Origin of the sequence: Paenibacillus sp. B01 (genome assembly GCF_009649995.1) — a bacterium.
Classification (GTDB): domain Bacteria; phylum Bacillota; class Bacilli; order Paenibacillales; family Paenibacillaceae; genus Paenibacillus_O; species Paenibacillus_O pasadenensis.
Window position 1 is genome coordinate 136,267 of sequence record NZ_CP045802.1, and the last position, 19,665, is coordinate 155,931.

At 60.1% G+C, this 19,665-nt stretch carries 19 protein-coding genes and 2 tRNA genes; 10 read left to right on the plus strand and 11 right to left on the minus strand.

The window, feature by feature from the left end; genetic code table 11:
- Nucleotides 1-94: 94 nt before the first annotated feature.
- The 5 genes from GE073_RS00605 to abc-f form a co-directional block, all read right to left on the minus strand.
- Nucleotides 95-1,198 (minus strand): hypothetical protein, encoded by a 1,104-nt coding sequence (locus GE073_RS00605; protein ID WP_101808295.1) that lies wholly within the window; start codon nt 1,196-1,198, stop codon nt 95-97.
- A 6-nt stretch (nt 1,199-1,204) separates the two neighbouring features.
- A complete protein-coding gene (locus GE073_RS00610) occupies nt 1,205-2,302 on the minus strand; it encodes an SPFH domain-containing protein (RefSeq protein ID WP_101808296.1) in 1,098 nt (365 codons plus the stop codon).
- Nucleotides 2,303-2,432: 130 nt separating this feature from the next.
- Nucleotides 2,433-2,509: transfer RNA gene (locus GE073_RS00615), tRNA-Pro, on the minus strand.
- Nucleotides 2,510-2,593: 84 nt separating this feature from the next.
- Nucleotides 2,594-2,971 carry a PH domain-containing protein gene (locus GE073_RS00620; RefSeq protein WP_028600729.1) on the minus strand — a complete coding sequence of 126 codons (378 nt, stop codon included), beginning with the start codon at nt 2,969-2,971 and terminating at the stop codon, nt 2,594-2,596.
- Between the two features lie 84 nt (nt 2,972-3,055).
- Complete coding sequence (gene abc-f / locus GE073_RS00625) at nt 3,056-4,534, minus strand: ribosomal protection-like ABC-F family protein (RefSeq protein ID WP_101808297.1); 1,479 nt, start codon at nt 4,532-4,534, stop codon at nt 3,056-3,058.
- Between the two features lie 1,052 nt (nt 4,535-5,586).
- Here abc-f and GE073_RS00630 point away from each other — a divergent pair.
- The gene (locus tag GE073_RS00630) at nt 5,587-6,408 is read left to right on the plus strand and encodes a hypothetical protein (protein WP_153782539.1); all 822 of its coding nucleotides are present in this window, start codon (nt 5,587-5,589) and stop codon (nt 6,406-6,408) included.
- Nucleotides 6,409-6,970: 562 nt separating this feature from the next.
- Here GE073_RS00630 and GE073_RS00635 read toward each other — a convergent pair.
- Nucleotides 6,971-7,047, minus strand: a tRNA-Arg gene (locus GE073_RS00635).
- Nucleotides 7,048-7,142: 95 nt separating this feature from the next.
- On the minus strand, nt 7,143-7,361 hold the full coding sequence (locus GE073_RS00640; protein ID WP_028600727.1) for a hypothetical protein: 219 nt from the start codon (nt 7,359-7,361) through the stop codon (nt 7,143-7,145).
- A gap of 134 nt (nt 7,362-7,495) precedes the next feature.
- Here GE073_RS00640 and GE073_RS00645 point away from each other — a divergent pair, with 134 nt between their 5' ends.
- The 3 genes from GE073_RS00645 to GE073_RS00655 all read left to right on the plus strand — a co-directional run bounded on the left by GE073_RS00645 (nt 7,496) and on the right by GE073_RS00655 (nt 9,357).
- The gene (locus GE073_RS00645) at nt 7,496-7,888 is read left to right on the plus strand and encodes a GntR family transcriptional regulator (protein ID WP_028600726.1); all 393 of its coding nucleotides are present in this window, start codon (nt 7,496-7,498) and stop codon (nt 7,886-7,888) included.
- The gene (locus GE073_RS00650) at nt 7,885-8,991 is read left to right on the plus strand and encodes a DUF5808 domain-containing protein (RefSeq protein ID WP_028600725.1); all 1,107 of its coding nucleotides are present in this window, start codon (nt 7,885-7,887) and stop codon (nt 8,989-8,991) included. Before GE073_RS00645 ends, GE073_RS00650 begins: the two co-directional genes overlap by 4 nt.
- 174 nt (nt 8,992-9,165) lie before the next feature.
- Entirely contained in the window at nt 9,166-9,357 is a 192-nt protein-coding gene (locus GE073_RS00655; protein WP_028600724.1) for an aspartyl-phosphate phosphatase Spo0E family protein, read from the plus strand.
- A gap of 57 nt (nt 9,358-9,414) precedes the next feature.
- On the opposite strand, the gene tadA is transcribed toward GE073_RS00655, so the two are convergent.
- Complete coding sequence (tadA, locus tag GE073_RS00660; RefSeq protein ID WP_153782540.1) at nt 9,415-9,897, minus strand: tRNA adenosine(34) deaminase TadA; 483 nt, start codon at nt 9,895-9,897, stop codon at nt 9,415-9,417.
- A 487-nt stretch (nt 9,898-10,384) separates the two neighbouring features.
- Between tadA and GE073_RS00665 the strand changes: the two genes are divergently transcribed.
- Together GE073_RS00665 and rluF are read left to right on the plus strand one after the other, a co-directional pair.
- Nucleotides 10,385-12,187 carry an ATP-binding protein gene (locus tag GE073_RS00665; protein ID WP_153782541.1) on the plus strand — a complete coding sequence of 601 codons (1,803 nt, stop codon included), beginning with the start codon at nt 10,385-10,387 and terminating at the stop codon, nt 12,185-12,187.
- 74 nt (nt 12,188-12,261) lie between these two features.
- A complete protein-coding gene (gene rluF / locus GE073_RS00670) occupies nt 12,262-12,987 on the plus strand; it encodes a 23S rRNA pseudouridine(2604) synthase RluF (RefSeq protein ID WP_028600721.1) in 726 nt (241 codons plus the stop codon).
- A 142-nt stretch (nt 12,988-13,129) separates the two neighbouring features.
- Here the strand turns inward: rluF and motB are convergent, their stop codons facing one another.
- Nucleotides 13,130-13,981 (minus strand): flagellar motor protein MotB, encoded by an 852-nt coding sequence (gene motB / locus GE073_RS00675; RefSeq protein WP_028600720.1) that lies wholly within the window; start codon nt 13,979-13,981, stop codon nt 13,130-13,132.
- Nucleotides 13,965-14,768 (minus strand): flagellar motor stator protein MotA, encoded by an 804-nt coding sequence (gene motA, locus GE073_RS00680; protein ID WP_028600719.1) that lies wholly within the window; start codon nt 14,766-14,768, stop codon nt 13,965-13,967. Before motA ends, motB begins: the two co-directional genes overlap by 17 nt.
- 212 nt (nt 14,769-14,980) lie before the next feature.
- On the opposite strand from motA, the gene GE073_RS00685 reads away from it, so the two are divergent.
- Nucleotides 14,981-15,274, plus strand: a complete 294-nt coding sequence (locus tag GE073_RS00685; protein WP_028600718.1) for a hypothetical protein — start codon at nt 14,981-14,983, stop codon at nt 15,272-15,274.
- Nucleotides 15,275-15,324: 50 nt separating this feature from the next.
- Here the strand turns inward: GE073_RS00685 and GE073_RS00690 are convergent, their stop codons facing one another.
- On the minus strand, nt 15,325-15,831 hold the full coding sequence (locus GE073_RS00690) for a GNAT family N-acetyltransferase (protein ID WP_028600717.1): 507 nt from the start codon (nt 15,829-15,831) through the stop codon (nt 15,325-15,327).
- A 150-nt stretch (nt 15,832-15,981) separates the two neighbouring features.
- Between GE073_RS00690 and GE073_RS00695 the strand changes: the two genes are divergently transcribed.
- The 3 genes from GE073_RS00695 (at nt 15,982) to GE073_RS00705 (ending at nt 19,665) form a co-directional block, all read left to right on the plus strand.
- Nucleotides 15,982-17,301 (plus strand): MFS transporter, encoded by a 1,320-nt coding sequence (locus GE073_RS00695; protein WP_153782542.1) that lies wholly within the window; start codon nt 15,982-15,984, stop codon nt 17,299-17,301.
- Between the two features lie 75 nt (nt 17,302-17,376).
- A complete protein-coding gene (locus GE073_RS00700) occupies nt 17,377-18,288 on the plus strand; it encodes a sulfurtransferase (RefSeq protein WP_153782543.1) in 912 nt (303 codons plus the stop codon).
- Between the two features lie 465 nt (nt 18,289-18,753).
- Nucleotides 18,754-19,665: an AraC family transcriptional regulator gene (locus GE073_RS00705; protein ID WP_164820125.1), complete on the plus strand. Its 912-nt coding sequence runs from the start codon at nt 18,754-18,756 to the stop codon at nt 19,663-19,665.

Here is a 19,665-nt window from a genome sequence, read left to right on the forward strand (position 1 = left end):
GAGGGCGGGCGCTTTTTTGCGGTCCGCAGCGGATGCGGATCGGCGCAGCTGCGCCGAATGGGAACGAAGAGGCCGGATACGATTCGAACCGGAGCTAACCTTGCTGCTGCATGACGATCCACGCGATGGCGGCAGCGACCGCCAGGCAGGCGAGCGTGAAAAAGCCGATCTTCCACGGGCTGCGCGGCGCCTCGCCGGAGACGAGGCCGGTCTGGCCGTTGACCATGAAGCGGAACGGCTTGCCGCGGTACGTATAGGCGGCGTTCCAGACCGGGAGCAGCAGATGCTTGTAGGTGCGGCCCGCCACCTGGGTGCCGATGGTCAGGCCGCTGATCTCGTCGCCGCCGATCTCCGAGCGGATGTCGTCCTCCAGCATGGCGTCGATGCGCCGGCGGGCCCGCTCCCAGCCCTGGTCGCGGCCGACCGAATAGCGCTCGGCGATGTACCCGCTCAAGTAGTCGGGCTTGTAGCCGAGCAGGCCGTCCAGCCGGAAGTTGCCGAGCCGGTCGAGCAGCTGCGCGTCATAATGGCCGGATGCGGGAATGAGCACGTCGTTGAAGAAGCGGTCGTAATGGCCGCTGACCGACCTCCATACCGTGTAGCGCTCCATCTCCGTATACGTCTGCGTCTTGCCGTCGACGACCCGCGTCCGCGTCACCGGGCGGTAATGGTAGTCGCCGCGCCGCGCGCTGTAGGAGGAGGCGGTGTCGGCGTCGTAGGTCCAGTAGGGAATGTAGATGCCAGAGAGCTGGACCGCCGTGTTTTCTTTTTTGAAGGCGTTCGGCAGGAACCAGCGCTTCTTCTTCCAGGCGCGGAAGGATGCGGCCGCGTCGTCCCGGTCGATGCGGAAGGGAATGAGCGACTCGGGGCGGATCAGCTGCTCCTGCGCATGCGGGAGCACCTTGGGCGAGCCGCAGAACGGACAGATCGCCGCCGTCTGCTGCGCCGGGATCAAGCTCTCGCCGCCGCAGCTGCCGCAGCGCACCGCGACCTGCTCGAGGCCCCAGTCCGTCAAGGCGCCGCCCTCGTCGCCGTCCAGCGCATGCTCGATCGGCGCCGAACCGTCCGCCTCGATGTCCTGCAGTCGTCCGCAGTAGGCGCATTTGAGCTGCTGCGTGTCGGCGTCGAACAGCATCGGACCGCCGCAGCTCGAGCAGGGGAAGCGGATCGCGTCCTTGGCGATGGCTTGCTCCTCCATGGCGCGCTACACCTTGGTCCCGCAGTTCGAGCAGAACTTCGCGCCGGGAGCGAGCGGCTGCCCGCATTCGGAGCAGAACTTCTTGGCCGGCGCCTCCGGGGCGGCGGAGCGGTCCGCAGGCGCGCCGCCTGCCGGCGCTTCGCCGCCGCGTGCGGGCTGGCCGCCGGACGGCGGGCCGTCGCTGCGCGCGGCCGCTCCGGCTGCGCCTGGCGGGGAGGCCGCCGCGTTGTCCGCGGCTGCGGGCTCGCCCTGTCCGGCGAGCGCCCGTCCGAGCGCCTGGCCCATCGCCATGCCGGCGCCGAGGCCGATGCCGGCTCCCGCGTCGCCGCCGGGGTTGTTCGCCGCTTCGCGCACCGCTTCGGCGGACTGGTACTTGAGGTAGGTGTCGAGATTGCCGACGACGCCCATCGACGAGCGGCGGTCGACGGCCTTTTCCACCTCCTCGGGGAGAGACAGGTTCTCGACCGTGAGCGCCGTCAGGCTGAGGCCCATGGCGGCGAAGCGGGGCTGCAGCTTCGCGGCGGCCGTCTGGCCGAGCTCGTCATAGGAGGCGGCGAGGTCGATCGCGGGAATGCGGGATTCGCCGAGCAGGTCGCTGACGCCGGAGACGATGAGCGACTTGAGGTAGCCGGCGATCGACTCGGCCGAGAAGCTCGCCTGCGTGCCGAAGATCTCCTTCAGGAACAGCGCCGGATCGCCGACGCGCAGCGCATATGTGCCGTAGCCGCGCAGGCGCACCATGCCGAACTCGGCGTCGCGCATCAGCACCGGATTCGTCGTGCCCCACTTGAGCTGGGTGAAATTGCGCGTGCTGACGAAGTAGACATCCGCCTTGAACGGCGAGTTGAAGCCGTATTTCCACGAGCGCAGCGCCGTCAGCACCGGCAGGTTCTGCGTGCTCAGCGTGTAGGTGCCGGGACCGAACACATCGGCGATCTGGCCTTCGTTGACGAAGATCGCGGCCTGGGATTCGCGTACGACGAGCTTCGCGCCCATTTTGATCGCATTGTCGTAGACGGGGAAGCGGTAGACCATGTCTCCCGTGCCGTCCAGCCACTCGATGACCTCGATGAATTGCCCTTTGAGAAAGTCGAAAATGCCCATATCCGTCCGCCTTTCTATGCTGAGTCTATGGTTCTATTATAAACTTCCGGTCCGGAACATACGACGCCTGGCGGAAAAAGGATGCAAAAAGCCCCGCTGTCGGCGACAGCGGGGCGGTATCGAAGAAATATGGTCGAGACGACAGGATTTGAACCTGCGACCTCTTGCTCCCGAAGCAAGCGCTCTACCAAGCTGAGCCACGTCTCGAAAACATCAATTTAGCATAAATGATAATATCACAACGCGAAAAAGCTGTAAAGAAAAAAGAGCCCCGCCAAGGAGGCTCTCCGTTCACTTGCAGACGAATTCGGCCAGCACGCTCTGCAGCTCGTAAATGTTGAGCGATTTGTTGAACGTCTTGGTGACGGGGCTCGGGTTCCCCGACACCCAGAATTTCAGCTCCGCGTCCAGATCGAAATGACCGGCAGTCTCGATGGAGAAATGCGTGATGCTCTTGTACGCATACGAGTGATACTCCGTCTTTTTGCCGGTAAGGCCCTGCTTGTCGACCAGAATGAGCCGACGATCGGTGAAGATGAACATGTCGCGGATCAGCTTGTAGCCCTTCTCGACCCGCTCGTTGCGGGCGAGCATATGCTGGAACTCCCGCTGCACATCGGCCGGATTCAGCTCGGATGCATTGCCCATCAATCCGTCAAACAACCCCATGCCGCCACTTCCTCTCAAGTTGATGCTTCCTACTCCTTATAACGGAAGGGACGCCTCGATATTCCAGATCAAGGAGAAAAAAGCTTACAGCTCGATCGTTTTCGTCGCGACCGCCCGGCTGAACTCGCGGTCATGCTCGACGAACAGCAGCGTCGGCTCATGCTCGAGCAGCAGCTCCTCGATCTGCATGCGGGAGATGACGTCGATGAAGTTGAGCGGCTCATCCCACACATGCAGATGCGCCGGCTCGCACAGGCTGCGCGCGATCAGCACCTTCTTCTTCTGGCCGCCGCTGTAGGACGAGATATCCTTGTCGAACTGCGTGCGGGCGAAGTCGAGCTTGCGCAGGATCGCCTTGAACAAGCTCTCGTCGATGCCCCAGGAGCGGGCGTAGCTCGTCAGATCGCCCTGCAGACGGGAGGTGTCCTGCGACACATAGGAGATCTTCAGCTGGCTGCCGATGCGGAGCGCGCCTTCATGGGGCACGGGCTCGCCGCAGACGAGCCGCAGCAGGCTCGACTTGCCGGACCCGTTGCGGCCTGTGATGGCGGCGCGGTCCCCCTGCCCGATGTCGAAGCGCACGCCGGAGCACACCGCCTGGCCGCCGTAGCGGATCGACAGGTCGACGGCCTCGACGAGCCGGTCGCGATGATAGCTCAGCTGCGACAGGCTCAGGCTGTCGGCGCTCTCGACGTTTTTGAGCAGCTTCGCCTTCTCGTCCGCGGACGACTGCCGCCGCCGTTCCGCCGTCAGGGAGCGCTTCATCATCTTGGCGGCCTTGTGGCCGACATAGCCCTTGTCGAGCTTGGAGCCGGAGTTCGTCGTGCCGTTTTTGCTCTTCTCCACCGCATGCGACCATTCCCGCGTCCGGCGGGAAGCGTCGGTCAGCCGCTTGATCTCCTTCTGCAGCTTCTCGTTCTCTCCGAGCTCGAACTGGTCCTCGCGCTGCTTGTTCTCCCACCACGAGGAGAAGCTGCCCTTCTGGACGTCGATCTTGTTCTTCTGGATGGAGAGGACGTGGTCGATGCAGTTGTCCAGGAAGGCCCGGTCATGGGAGACGAGGATAAAGCCCTTCTTGGATCGGAGATAGTCGCTGACGAGCTGGCGGCCCTCCGCGTCGAGATGGTTGGTCGGCTCGTCGATGAGCAGGAAGCGGTTGTCCTTGAGGAAAAGCGCCGCCAGCAGCACCTTGGTCTGCTCGCCGCTGGACAGCGTCTCGAACGGCCGATAAAGCGCGTCCTCGTCCACCCGCAGCAGCGTCAGCTCGCGCTTCAGCTCCCAGAAGGCATAGTCCGGGACGAGCCGGTCGATGACGTCCAGCGTCTGATCCGACGGCTGGTCGACGGGGAACGGGAAGTAGTCGAACTCCACGTCCGCGGAAATCTGGCCGGCGTAGTCGAGCTCTCCGAGCAGCAGCCGGAGGAAGGTCGTCTTGCCCCGGCCGTTGCGGCCGGTGAAGCCGAGCTTCCAGTCGGTGTCGAGCTGGAAGCTGGCCTTTTCGAATATGGGATCGTAGCTGCCGTCGTAGGCGAAAGTAAGGTTCGTAACCTGAATCAAGGACATCGAATGGTTCACCCTCCTGCATCCATAAAAAATAGGCTGCAAGAAAGGTGCCTTCCCCTTCCCGCAGCCCGCATGAAGATGCAGAAAAAAAGAATCGGCTCCATAAAGGGCCGACTCCCATGCTGACACGGGTAGCCGAAGAGGAATGCAGCTTTCTTGCCCGTCAAAAAGAACCACGCGAAAAACGCGGGCTGACTTTCCGACTGCAAGAAATTCTACATGTGCTCTCCAGCTCCCGTCCGATTGAATTAGTTTAGTGAATGGCGCGCCCGATACGATTCGAACGTACGACCTGCAGTTTAGGAAACTGACAAATCGCGCTTCGCCTATATTCAAGATTACCGGGAACCCTTTGTTTTAGCAAGGTTTCGCGGCAATGGATGTTCAACTTTAGTCATGTCTAATCAATGAAAATCAACGTTTTGACCCCGGATTGACCCCAGGAGATGGGGGTCAAATTGCTCGTTCCTCGTCCTTAATGACGTTTGCCGACCTAGTCGAACGTGATCTGCTTCACGATCCAGATCCCACCTCCAGCGAATTCACTTGAGACCACTGAAAAGCACGCATCTCGTCACGGCGAATTCCGCCGAGAATGAGCCAATAAAGTAGAGGCACCAATGCCTGCGCTCCTGGCATAGGGCCCGGATGGCCTTGCGTGTCTCCTAGGTCGTAAACAACATCTTACGCAGTTTACGCTTGAGCTTCTCCAACGTATGATTTGCGATTTAAATTTCGGAGGAAATCCTACCATTCGTCTAAGTACCTGCAAAGGTGCCTTTTTCTATTTAAAGAGATAGCTCACATGAATTACGAAAGAGCTAACGTCAGAATGGCCTGTGCAAGCAGCTATTTTGAGAACCAATGCCGATGTTAAACTATGGTGTTGACTTGATTCTTCTGTAATGATTATTTAAATAATATAGAATTTTCTGTTAAATTAATAGAACCCAAGTACTAGTTGATAAATGGGTATATTGCATGATTCATTTCCCTTAAAAAAGTAATATGATTCGTGTGCATACTAATAAATTACATAGAGGTGGATTATCTTGGTTGTTAAGAAAATTCTAGCAGCATCTATTGCAGCATCCCTTCTGGCCTCTGTAGCTCCGGCTAGCGCAGCAATTAATGAAAATGCAAATCAGTCTGACTTTAAAAACGTCGAAACAAAACAACTCACTTCTAGTAATGGGGAATATCTTGGTACTGAAAAGAAAGTGGTTACAATCACAAGAAATGATGATAACGGAAATGTGAAATATACTATGGTTGAAGAAATTGATTATACGTTAGCACCTGAGTACCAAGGTATCCCTGCGTATGAAAGAGATTTTAAGGATCGAACAGACATCAATACCTACGAAATAACAGCTTCTAATCAGTTTATTGTAAATAATCAAGAAGTGTCCCTGGAGTCTAGCAAAGTTACGAGTCAGGTTCAAGCTTCGGCGAGAGTTGCTTTAGCTGCAGCAGCAGCCGATAAAGGTGGAATACCTACTCACTCGCATTATTACAGCACGGCTGACCTTCAAACTTATACTTTTGCTACCTACAGCAATCTTGATTGGAGTGGTACTGCTTACGCGGCACCAGCCGGCTCCCATGCTAAAAAAACGGTTAAGCGGACTAATATGTATTACCAAGATGCTAAATCAAGCATTGATATGTTTACTAATGACTACAATGATTTTGTTTTTGATTATGGGAGTTTCCTAGTCCTGTCAGGCTTATCTGCAGCTACTTTGGAAACATTAGTTGGATGGATTCCATTTGCAGGAGGTGCTGGATTTCAAGCCCTACAAGCCTATAATTCTTATCAAGACGCTAAATCTAATATTGGAAAAGCATATTTGTACGTAAACGCAATGTAGGTATAATATAAGGACGGATAAAATCCGTCTTTATTCTTTTTTAGGAGGGCTTTATGGGTTCTTTAATGAGAAATCCGATTTGGTTTAGAACAATCATAATACTTGCCATAATTTTCAATGTCCTTATGTTTTTCTTATCTCCGAGCTTCGTGATTATATCAACCACATTAGCTATATTATTTATAATCAAGGGAATTAATACATGGAATCACAATAAATATGTTGCGATTATTGCGTTTTCATTTAGTTTATTTTTTCTGATTCTTGGTTTTTGGATTAAGTTTGATTAAAGAGAGCTGAATGCTCTCTTTTTTCATTTTATAAAGACGTTCTGATGTCCTTTAATTCAACATAAGGAGGGCCGCTTGGAAGGCAATAATTGAAAAGCAGAGCGGTGTTCGGATTCCACGGGGGTGGCCGTCCGAGCAGGGTATAGCAATAAGACGGCAAGGAAAATAGCAAGTGACCCCAGATTGACCCCACGAGCAATTTTTACTTTTGGGCTGGCGGGTTGTGATAAAAGAAAAACCCTTGCTCCGCAAGGGTTTGAGGTCGAATATAATGGCGCGCCCGATACGATTCGAACGTACGACCTGCAGTTTAGGAAACTGTTGCTCTATCCTGCTGAGCTACGGGCGCGCATCAGAACCAATATAGCACGCTTCCGCCGGACGATGCAACCGAACGCGCTGCCTCTCCTGCCCCGATCACCGCTCTCTCCCCCGTCGCCGGCTTCAGGAGGAGAGGATGAGATGCGGCCCCCGCAGGCTGCGCCGGCGGACGGCGACCGGATAGACGACGCCACCGCAGGTGCGGAATCCGGTGCGGAAGACGTAATGTCCTTCGCCTGCCGGCTGCAGCCGGCCGCTGTCCAGGCAATACACCCATCCTTCGAAGCTGCCGGCCGCTTCGGGACGCCGGTCGCGTCCGCCCGATCTGGTCCGATCCGTCACGGCTTTCCTCCTTCCGATTCTGCTCGATGCTCCATTGTATGAGGAGGGACAAGCCGCTAGAACGACGGGTTGCGGTATGCATTGAATATCTGTTATACTTAATATATAACAAATGGAATGAGGGGTGATTCTCGATGATCGTCACGCTCGACTACGAGTCCGAGCTGCCGCTGTATAGCCAGCTGTACGACGAGATCGTACGGGGCATCGCGGACGGCTCTCTGACTTCAGGCGACAGCCTGCCGTCCGTGCGCAGCCTCGCCGGTGACCTGAGCATCAATCTGCATACGGTCAACAAGACGTACCAGCGGCTCAAGCAGGAAGGCTACGTGCAGATCCATCGCCAGAAGGGCGCAGTCGTGCAGCCGCTCGGTTCCGTGCCGGCGACGCCGGAATTCCGGGCCATGATGAGCCGGCAGCTGCGCTCCTTGGCCGCCGAGTCGGTCTGCCGCAGCATGGAGGAGGAGGAATTCGTCGAGCAATGCCGCTCGGCGTACCGCAGCTTGAAAGGAGAGGATCCATCATGACGAATGAACTCGCCGCATGGCTCGTGCTGGGGGGGACTTATGCCCTCACGACGGGCGCTACGCTGCTGCAGCCGTCGCTGGCGCCGAGCAACATCCTGTTCGGCGTGGCGCTGCCGGCCGGCCGAGAAAGCGATCCCGAGGTGCTTCGCTTGAAACGCAGCTACCGCTCCGGCGTCTTCGGCCTGTCGGCGCTCATCGCTGCCATCGCGGCCGCCCTCGCCGTGCTGAACGGCGGCGGGTCCGAGGAGGAATTGAGCGTCTGGACGAGCGCGCTGCCGGTAGCCGCCCTGCTGCTGCAGCTCGCGGCGGCCGGAGGCTGGTTCGTGCTCAGCCACGGCAGGACGACGCGGCTCAAGGAGGAGCGGGGCTGGGCGGAGGAGGAGGAGAGCCGGGGGGCGGCCGACCTGACGATCCGCAGCCGGCAGCGGCTTGCGTATCCGCTGCTTTGGTTCCTGCCGCATCTGCTCGTCATCGCCATCTCCGCCGGAGCGGCGGCGCTCTTTTACGACCGGATCGTCGATCCCGTCATTCTGCACTACAACGCTCAGGGCTTGCCGGACCGGATCGAGCCGAAGTCTCCGGGGGCGGTGTTCGGACTGAATCTCGCGCAGCTCACCGTGCTGGCGGCGTTCCTGTTCGCGAACTATACGATCGGCGCGGCGCGGCTCAGGCTCGCCCCGGGGGCGCCGCAAGAGCACCGCGACCAGCAGGTCCGCTACCGCCGCGGCATGTCGATGCTCATGCTGCTGCTCGGCCTCGGCATCCTCGTCTTCATGGGCGCTACCCAAGCGTTCATGCTGTACGGCAGCGGAGGGCAGGATGGCGTCTGGATCGGCGCGATCGGCCTCGTGCCGCTGCTGCTCGCCGGCGGTTCGGCATTCGGCATGATGCGGCTCGGCCGCGGCCGCCGGGATGCACCGGTTCCCGGCGAGGACGCCAACTGGAAGCTCGGCGCCTTTTACTGGAATCGGAACGACGCGTCCGTGTTCGTGGAGAAGCGGTCCGGCATCGGATTCACGCTCAACTGGGCCCATCCGCTTGCTTGGCTGTTCCTCCTTGCACTGATTGTTCTGATCATCGTGGTCCCGAGAGTTGTGGGATAAAAGTCCTATAAATTAGGTAAATAGATCGAAAATCCCTCTGCCATTGTCGATTATTTCGCTCATTTTCTTGGAAACCGTCGACAAGTTCCTACAAACAAGCTTCCGCCATACGGGGTATAATAAGAGCTACATGACGAGGGGCGACCCGAGGCGAGGAGCGTAGCTGGGCCATTGATGGAAAAAAAGGAAATGCTGGAGCGCTTGCAGGATCTGAGGAAGAAGCTGTACGAGGCGGCCGAGGCGAAAGGAAGCCTGACGGATCCGGTGGTGCTCGCGATCAGCGAGGAAGCGGATGGCTTGATCGTGGAACTCCAGCAGCGTCAACGTGAGCAGAGACTGGAAAAGCAGATGAAAAAAGGCCTCTGACCGGGGAGAGCGAAGGTGGGATTCCGTCGCTCGGATCGGCAGAGGCCTTTGTTGCGCTTACGAGGGGCTTGATTTTTTCATTTGGCGCAGCCGCCGGAAAAAATCGGTCAGCAGAGAGGCGCATTCTTCCTGCAGGACGCCCGACACGAGCGCCGCCTCATGATTGAAGCGCGGCTCCTGCAGCAGGTTCATCAGCGTGCCGGCGCAGCCGGCCTTCGGATCCGGCGTTCCGTAGACGACGCGCTGCACCCTTCCTTGCACGATCGCTCCGGCGCACATCGGGCAAGGCTCCAGCGTGACGTACAGCGTGCATTCCAGCAGCCGCCACGCGCCGAGCGCCTCGCTCGCCTCGCGGATCGCCAGCATTTCGGCATGGGCGGTCGGATCGAGCCCGGTCTCGCGGCGGTTGAAGCCCCGGCCGATGATCTCTCCTCCGCGCACGACGACCGCGCCGATCGGCACTTCTCCGATCGCTTCGGCCTTGCGGGCCTCGGCGATCGCTTCCCTCATCCAGCGCTCGTCTTCTTCTCGATGCTGCAAGCTTTCATCCCTGCCTTGATGCGGCCGCCAGCGGCCGCGTAAAGTTTGGCTCCATTGTGCCTGATCCGCAGCCGCAATGCAACTCCGCCCGATTATGCACAACAATTGTGGAAAAGCCTTCTCCAGCTTTCCAAGACTCGAAACGAGCGCCGCAAGAGCGAATCGGGATCGTCATAATTTGTCGAATTATGCCCCGAACAAACATTCTTTTGTTAACATGTTGTGCACAAGATTGTGGATAACGATAAATTGTTTGAATCTTCTTTCCATCTATCCACGACTCCCCTGTGGAAAACGCCGTAATTATGGGGATAACTTGCTCGGACTGGGGATAGTTCTGTTTATAAATCATCCACATGGGGATGGAAGGGCCGTTTGGAGTCCCGCTAGCTTTTGAGTCTTTTGCTTCTGTCGGCGAATATCGGGCGGTTCGATAATTATGGTATGATCGAAAGAGACGCGGACGACAAAGGATGTGTATCCGGCGGTGACGTTGAAAACGAAGCTGTCCCTGTTCATTTCGTTGCTGGTCGGCCTCATGCTTCTGTTTCATCTCGCTTTCAGCGACGTGCTGATCCGCAAGGAGCTGGCGCGCCAATACGAGCGCTTCACGAAAAGCGTTGCGGATCAGACCGTGAAGCTCTTTTCGACCTATCGGTCGGAAGGCGCTTCGGCCAGCCCGGGCATGACGCCCGAAGAGCTGCTGCCGCTCATCGTCCAATACGAGCCGCAAATTCTCGAAATCGGCATCTGGCGCATGGAAGACGGCGGCGCTCCGCTGCTGGTCGAAGGGACCAGCGGCTATTTTGACGACGAGACGGGCAAGCGCTTGCTTCGCGAGAGCGCGCAGGCGATGGCGCAAGCCGAGGTGCCGGACACGGATATCATGCGCACCAGCTATCCGTTCGCGCTGGACGGCGTCCCCTACCGGATCAGCCTCGCCGTGGAGCGCATCGATATCGACCATCTGTCCGGAATCCATGCCCGCAACGAGCTGATCGGCGCCGCCGGCATATTCCTCGTGCTGATGGGCCTCATTTGGCTCATCATCCGTTCCGTGCTCCGTCCGCTGCGCGCGATCGTGCGCAAGGTCGGCGACGTGGCCGAAGGCCGCTTCGATACGCCGCTCGAGGCGGAGGGACGGGACGAGCTGTCGCAGCTCGCGCGGCGCGTCAAGGTCATGTCCCATAACCTGCTCCGCCATACCGGGGAGCTGCGGGCGGCTTCCGAAGAGAACGAGCGGATCAAGGATCAGCTGGAGTCGATCATCCAGAATACGGCCGATTCGATCGTCATCATCGGCCTGGACTTCCGCCTGCTCAAGGTGAACCGCGCCTTCTGCCAGATGTTCGGCTACACGGAGGAGGAGGCGCTGTGCAAGGACATCCGCGAGCTCGTGCATCCGCAGCACAGCGTCTACGAGGAGGCGGAGCTCGCCCGGCTCGTGAGCGGAGAGCTGCTGCCTCCCGCGGAGGAGGAGTGGAGGCATCGCTGCGGCACGTATATCCGCGTCAGCTGCTCGCTGAACGCGCTGCGGGACGCGCAGGGCGAGGCATGGGGCTTTGTGAGCGTCGTGCGCGACATCTCCTCCCGCTCGCAGATGGAGGAGCTGCTGCTCCGCTCGGAAAAGCTGACGACGGTGGGCCAACTCGCGGCCGGCGTGGCGCATGAGATCCGCAATCCGCTCACGACGCTGCGCGGCTTCCTCCAGCTGCAGCAGGAGACGGGCAAGTTGAGCCTGCGCCATAACGACATCATGCTGGCGGAGCTCGACCGAATCAACCTGATCGTCGGCGAATTCCTCATCCTGGCCAAGCCGCAGGCGGCGCGGTTCCAGGTGAAGGACGTGCGCTACGTGCTCGGCGACGTCATCTCGCTGCTCGACAGCGAGGGCCATCTCAAAAATGCCGTCTTCCACACCCGCTTCACCCGCGAGCCATGCCTCGTCTCCTGCGAGGAGAACCAGCTCAAGCAGGTGTTCATCAACATCATCAAAAATGCGATCGAAGCGATGCCGGCCGGCGGCAACGTCACGTTCGACATCGACCATCCCCATGAAGGAGAGGTCGCGATCTGCATCACCGATGAAGGCATCGGCATACCCGAGGACATCATTCCCCGCATCGGCGATCCGTTCTTCACCGCCAAGGAGACGGGAACCGGCCTCGGCATCATGGTCAGCCAGCGGATCATCCAATCGCATAAGGGAAGCATGCGGATCGCGAGCAAGCTTGGCGAGGGCACGTCGGTGACGGTGCTTTTGCCGGCTTACCAGGGTGAAGCGGAGTAGAAATATGGTACAATCAAGCCATCAGCAGCGGCGCCGGCGATGCCGGACCGCGTAGAAGACGGGGTGTCTGCAAGGTGCGTATCAACAAGTGGATTAGCGAGACCGGCTACTGCTCCCGCCGGGAGGCGGACAAGCTGGTCAGCGGCGGAGAGGTCACGATCAACGGCGAGACGGCGCTGCTCGGCAGCCAGGTGGAGGCGGGCGACGAGGTGCGGGTAAAGGGCGAGCTGCTGTCGACGCACAGCCGCCATGTGTACATCGCCCTGCACAAGCCGGTCGGCATCACGTCGACGACGGAGCTGCATGTCGAGGGCAATATCGTCGACTTCGTCGGGCATCAGGAGCGGATCTTTCCGATCGGACGGCTGGACAAGGACTCCGAGGGCCTCATCCTCATGACCAACGACGGCGACATCGTCAACCGCGTCCTCCGGGCGGAAGGCAAGCATGAAAAGGAATATATCGTCACGATCGACCGGCCGGTGACGCCGTCCTTCCTCAAAGGAATGAGCGAGGGCGTGCGCATCCTTGGCGGCATGACGCTGCCCTGCCAAGTGACGCGCGTCAGCGAGCGGGTGTTCCGCATCGTGCTCACCGAGGGCAAGAACCGGCAGATCCGGCGCATGTGCAGCGCCTTCGGCTACCGGGTGCGCCGGCTGCAGCGCGTGCGCATCATGAACATCACGCTCGGCAGCCTGCCGTCCGGCAAATGGCGCGATCTGACCCGCGAGGAGCTGCAGGAGCTGTTCTCGGAGCTGAGCTACGAGCCGTCGCCGCCTGCCGGGCGTCCCGGCACGTAACCGGCTAGCTGGCGTGGCGCTCGCGGACCGGTCGCGCGGCCGGCCATTTTCCCCGCGCCGATCGTGAAGACGCGCGCGAAGCGAGCATCAAAGCCCCGCTTTCCCTGTGCGACAGGAAAAGCGGGGCTTTTTGCCGAGCCGATCATTTGAAGCCGGCGGAAATCATCTGCGCGGCCGAAGGCTGGCCGTAGTTGCGGATGATCGACACCTCGACGCGGCGGTTTTTGGCCCGTCCGGCGGCAGTGTCGTTGCTCGCGACCGGCTCGTACTCGCCGTTGCCGACCGCGCTGAAGCGCTTTGGATCGAGCTTGTCGTTATGCAGCAGCACGTCCATGAAGCGGACGGCGCGCATCGTGCTCAGATCCCAGTTGGAGCGGAACTGGGCGTTGGAGATCGGCTGGTTGTCCGTATGGCCCGACACCATCACCTCGTAGTTCGGATACTTCTGCAGGATGCCGGAGATGTACGTGCCGAGCTGCTCGGCCTCCGGCTTGATCGTGGCGCTGCCGGACGGGAACAGCGCTTTGTCGCTGATCGTGATCATGAGACGGGACTGGTTGAGCTTCGTCTCGAGCGAGGTCGTGAGGCCCTTGTCCTCGATGTACTGGTCGACCTGCTTCTTGAGCTTCTCGAGATCCTCCTGCTCCTGGCGCATGAGCTCCTGCATCGCTTTGTCCAGGTTCGCGGCATTCACTTGCTGGGAGGTCGTCGTGCTCTCCGACTGCGCGTCCTTGGAGCTCTGCTCCTTGGTCTTCTCGTCGGCGACCATGCCCTCCTTGTCGATCGACTTGTAGCTCTCGAGCACGCCGTTGCCGCCGCTCAGAGCGATGTTGAACGCGCGGCTCATCTCCTCGAACTTCTTGGCGTCGACGCTGCTGGAGGCGTACAGGACGATGAACAGCGCCAGCAGCAGCGTCAGCAGGTCGGCGTAAGGGATGAGCCAGGATTCGTCCACATGCTCTTCGTGCTCCTCGTGCTTATGCTTCTTGCTCAATCAGCTTCCCTTCTTTCGATTCCTGCATTTGGAGGCGCTCTTTAGGCGAGAGGTAGACGGACAGCTTTTGGTTGATGGCGATCGTGGAGACGCCGGACTGGATCGAGAGCAGGCCTTCGACCATCATCAGCTTGACCTGCGATTCGCGCTTGGAGATGCGCTTGAGCTTGTTGGCGATCGGATGCCAGAGCACGTAGCCGGTGAAAATGCCGAGCAGCGTCGCGATGAAGGCGCCTGCGATCGCATGCGCGAGCTTGTTCATGTCGCTCATGTCCGACAGGGCGGCGATCAGGCCGACGACGGCCCCGAGCACGCCGAGCGTCGGCGCGTAGGTGCCGGCCTGCGTGAACAGCAGGGCGCCGGCTTTGTGGCGCTCCTCCATCGCGCTGATGTCCTCGAGCAGCACGTCGCGGACGAAGTCCTGATCGTTGCCGTCGATGACCATGCGCATGCCGTTCTTCAGGAACGGATCCTCGATCTCCTCGACCTTCGCCTCCAGGGCGAGCAGGCCTTCGCGGCGCGTGATGCTTGCCCAATCCGCGAACATCGTGATGAGGTCCTGGCGGCTGACCAGCTTCGGGTTGATGAACGTCAGCTTGAGCAGCGTCGGAAATTTGGCGATCTCGTTCATCGGGAAGCCGATGAACAGGGAGGCGAACGTGCCGACGATGATGATCATGAAGGCGGCCGGATTCGCCAGGTTATGGAGCGGCGCTCCCTTGAGCACCATGCCGACGAGAACGGCGGCAAGGCCGAGTACGATACCGATGAAAGTTGACTTTTCCATAATGCACCCCGTCCAATCTGAAGATGAGGGAGAGCGGCAGGCCGGCAGGCCCTCCCGCTGCTTCGTCCCGTTTCTCCTATATATCGACTCCCCCTTGAGGGGAGATTAGAGAAATTTTTGCAGAACCATAGTCACATTGCGTTAGAAGATGGCATAACCGTGTACAATAGAGCCATGAAGCTGCGGAAGGAAAAGGAAGGAAGGGATGACGGATGGGCGTCAGGCATGCGAGGGAATACAAGGATATTTTGGATGATCTGACCGAGGCGGTGAGCGCGATTCGCGACTCGTACTCGTTTTTCGAGATGACGGGAGAAGAGTGGGGCGAGCTCGGCGACCAGGAAAAGCGGGAAGTGATGGAGGCGCTGGCGGACGATGTGTTCTACGGCCTCGGCGAGGAGCCGGTGCTGCATGTCGGCGGGGGCGTCGTCGCCTACAAGCCGAAGTTCCACGTCATCGAAGTGATGGTCGACGGCAAGGAAGCCCGCATCGTCCGCCTCATCTGACGCGATAGGGCCGGCGCCGCCGGAAGCGAAAGGCCGCTGCTCCCGGGAGCTCAGCGGCCTTTTTTGTACGTCATGCAGTAAAAGGGCTTCGGCCCGTCCGGCGTGCCCCGCTCGTACTGGTCGGTCACGCGGAAGCCGGCCTTCTCGTAAGCGCGGCGGGCGCGCACGTTCCACAGCAGCACCTCGAGGTCGATCTCGTCCTCGGGCTTGCGGCGGCGCGCCTCCCGCACGAGCAGCCGGACGAACGACGGGCCGATGCCGTCGCCGCACAGGTCCGGCCGCAGCGCCAGACCGAGACGGGTGACGCCGACGATCGGGAAAAACTGGGCGTAGCCCATCAGCTCGCCGTCGTCCGGATCGATGACGGCCGCATACTGCTCCTCGCGAAGCTTGGGATCGCCGAACTCGATCTCGAGCTTCTTCAGCGTGTCCCATGGATCGTTGTTGTACACGTCGTACGGCGGCTCGAAGCGCCAGCGGCATACCTCCTCGGCATGGGCCTCGGTCATGGGGACGACCTGCCACGCGGCGGCGGGATCGAACGGATCGATGGTCATGAGGGCTCCTCTCCGGCGCCTTGCGCCTGTCGCTTGTTCGCATAATAGCCATCTTCGGACAGGGCCATTATACCATTCCGGTTCCGGGTCATGGTAAAATAGGAAGCACTGGAATCATCCTACTTCAACGAATCCATCGAAGGAGCCGCGATGCGCAAACTGATTCTGCTCGGTTGTCTCTCCTATTTCGTCATCGGCCTGGCCCATGTGGTCGCAGGGGCGCTGCTGGAGCCGGTCATGGCCAACTATGACCTCAGCTACGGCGCGGCCGGCCAATGGATTACGAATCAATTCCTCGGCTTTTTGCTGGGCGTGCTCGCCGCTCCCGCCATCACGTCCCGGATCGGGCGCCGAAGCGGCCTCGTGCTGGCGCTCGGCTTCCTCACGGCGGCCGAGGCGATCTACAGCATGCTGCCGCCGTGGGACGTCATCCTCGTCGCCGCGCCGGTCGCCGGCTTCGGCTTCGGCATGACCGAGGCGGTCGTCGGCGCGCTCATCATGGACGTATTCGCCCGGGGCAAGGCCTCGGTCATGGGCTGGCTGGAGGTCGCCTTCGGCGCCGGCGCGCTCGCCATGCCGGGCCTGGCGGCGCTGCTCATCCGGGACGGCATCTGGATGATGAGCTTCCCGGTGCTGACCGCGCTCGCCGGCATCTCGATGCTGCTCTGGATGACGCTGTCGTTCGGCCCGGCCGACGAAGCGGTCGCCCATACGCCGCGGACGGCGAAGCCGGCGGCGGCTGCGCCTGCGGACGGGCCTGCCGCGGCCGCGCGCGAGGCGGACGAGCCGATCGTCGCTCCCGGCCTGGACGGGCCGGCGGCCGTGCCGGCCGCCGGCGCGCTGGCGAGCGACAAGGCGGTTGCGCCCGCCGGCGGCCGCGGCTGGCTCGGCTACGGCCGCGGCTCGTGGCCGCTGCTCGCGGTCGGCATGGCGTTCTTTTTCCTGTATGTCGGGCTTGAGATGGTGTTCGCCAACTATTTGCCGTCCATCATGACGAAGGGGTCGGGCATCGGCGAGGCGGAAGCCTCCGCCGTGCTCAGCCTGTTCTGGGCGACGATGGTCGCCGGACGGCTGCTGATCGGCTTCGCCACGCGAGCGGCGGGCTACCGCGTCTATCTGCTCGGCTCCGTCGCCTCGACGCTGGCCGCGCTCGTGCTGCTGGCGACTGCGGGCACGCTCACCTGGACGCTCGTGCTCGTCGCTCTGGCCGGCTTCTGCATGGCCGGCATCTTCGCGGTCGCGCTCATCTACGTCAACGAGCGGCTGCCGGGCATGACCGACCGCACGACGAGCCTGCTCGTCGCCTGCGGCGGCCTCGGCGGCGCGATCTTCCCCAAGCTGGGCGGCTGGCTGTTCGACCTGCACGGCTGGCAGCGGCTGCTGCAGCTGACGGCGGTCATGGGGGCGGTGCTGCTCGTGCTGCTGCTGGTGCTGCTGGCGCTGCGGGGTCGGCAGGCGGCGGAGGCTTAAGCCGCGCTGAAGCCTGAACCCGGCGTTCAAGCTCAAGTCCGATCCTCAATCTCATCAAGCAGGAGGCGAGGCACGATGAATCAACCGAATCCGATCGTCTCGATGAAATGGCTGCTCGCCCGCATGTACGAGCCCGATCTCGTCATCGCGGACTGCCGGTTCGCGCTCGGCAAGCCCGAGTCCGGCCGCGAGGCGTACGAGGCGGCGCATGTTCCGGGCGCCGTCTACCTGGACCTGGAGCGGGACCTGTCCGCCCCGGTCGGCGAGCATGGCGGCCGCCATCCGCTGCCGGACCCGGCCGAGCTTGAGGCGGCGCTGCGCCGCGCGGGCATCGGCCCGGACAGCCGCGTCGTTGCCTACGACGACCAGGGCGGCGCGATGGCGTCGCGCCTTTGGTGGCTGCTGCGCTGGCTCGGCCATGACGCGGTTTATGTGATGGACCAGGGGTTTTCTGCCTGGCAGGCGGCGGGTTATCCGGTCACGGACGCGACGCGCGTCGTCGTGCCGGGAGCGTTCCGTGCGCGCGTGCGTCCGGAGCTGCTGGCGGACGTGGACGCCGTACGCGCCGCCTCGCGGACCGCGGAGCCGGAGGCATGGGCCTCGGCCGCTGGCGCGGGAGCGGAAAGCGGCTCGGCGGCCGCCGAGAGCGCGCCGCTGCTGATCGACTCGCGCGAGCCGCGCCGCTATGCGGGGCTCGAGGAGCCGATCGACCGCGCGGCCGGGCATATCCCGGGGGCGGTCAACCGCTTCTGGAAGGGCGTCCTGAACGAGGACGGCCGCTGGAAGAGCGGCGACGCGCTCTCCGCCGCGCTGGACGGCATCCCGCAGGACCGCGAGCTGATCGTCTACTGCGGCTCTGGCGTGACCGCCTGCCCGAACGTGCTTGCCCTGCAAGCCGCCGGGTACGGGAACGTAAGGCTGTACGCGGGGAGCTGGAGCGATTGGATCTCGTATGAGGGGAATCCGATCGCGACGGAGGATAAGTAAGAGTCGATAGACCGCGTCGGACGCGGATTGGGGGGCTGTGACAGGTTGCCGTGAGGCGGACCTGTTGCAGCCCTCTTTGGGCTTTTCTGCAAACAGCTTGCAGACAAGAATTCGAGGAAAGCAGCTGCAGGAACCACGGAACCAGCCGCAGTTCGGCGGTTGGGTCAGGTCGTCGCAGCCTTCTGTGCAGAGCAAGAGTCCGACCGCCCTCCAGAGCAATCCACCTGCTGTTGGCTGGCGTTGCCGGCATCCCCTGGCTTGGCGGTATCGATAGATACGGTTTAAAAGAAAGGTCTCTACGAGACGCGCAATTTAACTTTGTTTGGTAGGAGCTCGCAACCAAGTAAACGAACTACTATTTTACGAAGGAATATCAGCGTAAGAACCTCTACAGCGGTTCTACGCCACGATGATGCGAGGGAATATATGAACCGTAGAGACTATGTAAGCAGAATCAATAAGGTCATGAACTATATTGAAAATCATTTGGAAGAGAATCTTTCTTTAGCCTCTTTATCACGAATAGCAGCGTTCTCTCCCTTCCACTTTCACCGCATTTTTAAAGCGATTGTTGGTGAGAACGTCAACGAGTATGTGAAGCGAATCCGCATGGAGAAAAGCACGCAGTATTTGGTGAACCGCAGCGATTTATCAATAACTGAGATCGCCTCTGCCTGCGGCTTTACGTCATTATCCACTTTTTCACGGGCGTTTTCCGAGCATTTCGGAGTAAGTGCGCGAGACTATCGCAAAAACGGACAACATCGCAAGAATAGTCAATTTTGCCGCAAGAACGGGCAAGAAGTTTTGGATACACAACGTTATTCTGAAGACGTATCAGCCGTAGATGTCCAACAAATAAATGTAGCGCAAGTCAGGATCGAGAGGTTGCCGGATCTGCATGTGGCTTATGTCCGACACAGATACGGGTTTAGCAAAGGGATATACAGCAAGGAGATCGTCGAGTCCTTTAACAAAACCCAAGCGTGGCTGAGACAGAACAATCTGGATCTGCGAAGATCCATGGAAGTCGGAATTACGTATGACAACCATGATATTACGGAGAGCGAAAATTGCAGATATGATGCTGCATATACCATCCCTGCTGGGCTAACAGACAACTTTGGTCATGAGGAGGTGGATATTCAGGATGTTCCGGGAGGCCTGTATGCAGTTTATACGATTAGGCTTACGGATGTAAGCTCCGAGGAGGAAGTGATTGTTCAGCTTGGACATGTTGTAGATTACATGTACGGGCGGTGGCTTCCGGATAGCGATTGCTTATTGGCAAACCGGCCTTGTCTCGAGATATACCATACGGAGCTGCAAGGAGCGGTTGTCATCCTTGATTTTTGTCTGCCCATCGAGAAAGGATGA

Coding starts and splice junctions, on each gene's coding strand:
- motA (WP_028600719.1), bottom strand. CDS start 14,768: ATGGAAAAGTCAACTTTCATCGGTATCGTACTCGGCCTTGCCGCCGTT.
- GE073_RS00650 (WP_028600725.1), top strand. CDS start 7,885: ATGACGAATGAACTCGCCGCATGGCTCGTGCTGGGGGGGACTTATGCC.
- GE073_RS00620 (WP_028600729.1), bottom strand. CDS start 2,971: ATGGGGTTGTTTGACGGATTGATGGGCAATGCATCCGAGCTGAATCCG.
- GE073_RS00655 (WP_028600724.1), top strand. CDS start 9,166: ATGGAAAAAAAGGAAATGCTGGAGCGCTTGCAGGATCTGAGGAAGAAG.
- abc-f (WP_101808297.1), bottom strand. CDS start 4,534: ATGTCCTTGATTCAGGTTACGAACCTTACTTTCGCCTACGACGGCAGC.
- GE073_RS00610 (WP_101808296.1), bottom strand. CDS start 2,302: ATGGGCATTTTCGACTTTCTCAAAGGGCAATTCATCGAGGTCATCGAG.
- GE073_RS00645 (WP_028600726.1), top strand. CDS start 7,496: ATGATCGTCACGCTCGACTACGAGTCCGAGCTGCCGCTGTATAGCCAG.
- GE073_RS00695 (WP_153782542.1), top strand. CDS start 15,982: ATGCGCAAACTGATTCTGCTCGGTTGTCTCTCCTATTTCGTCATCGGC.
- GE073_RS00700 (WP_153782543.1), top strand. CDS start 17,377: ATGAATCAACCGAATCCGATCGTCTCGATGAAATGGCTGCTCGCCCGC.
- GE073_RS00690 (WP_028600717.1), bottom strand. CDS start 15,831: ATGACCATCGATCCGTTCGATCCCGCCGCCGCGTGGCAGGTCGTCCCC.
- GE073_RS00685 (WP_028600718.1), top strand. CDS start 14,981: ATGGGCGTCAGGCATGCGAGGGAATACAAGGATATTTTGGATGATCTG.
- GE073_RS00705 (WP_164820125.1), top strand. CDS start 18,754: ATGAACTATATTGAAAATCATTTGGAAGAGAATCTTTCTTTAGCCTCT.
- GE073_RS00605 (WP_101808295.1), bottom strand. CDS start 1,198: ATGGAGGAGCAAGCCATCGCCAAGGACGCGATCCGCTTCCCCTGCTCG.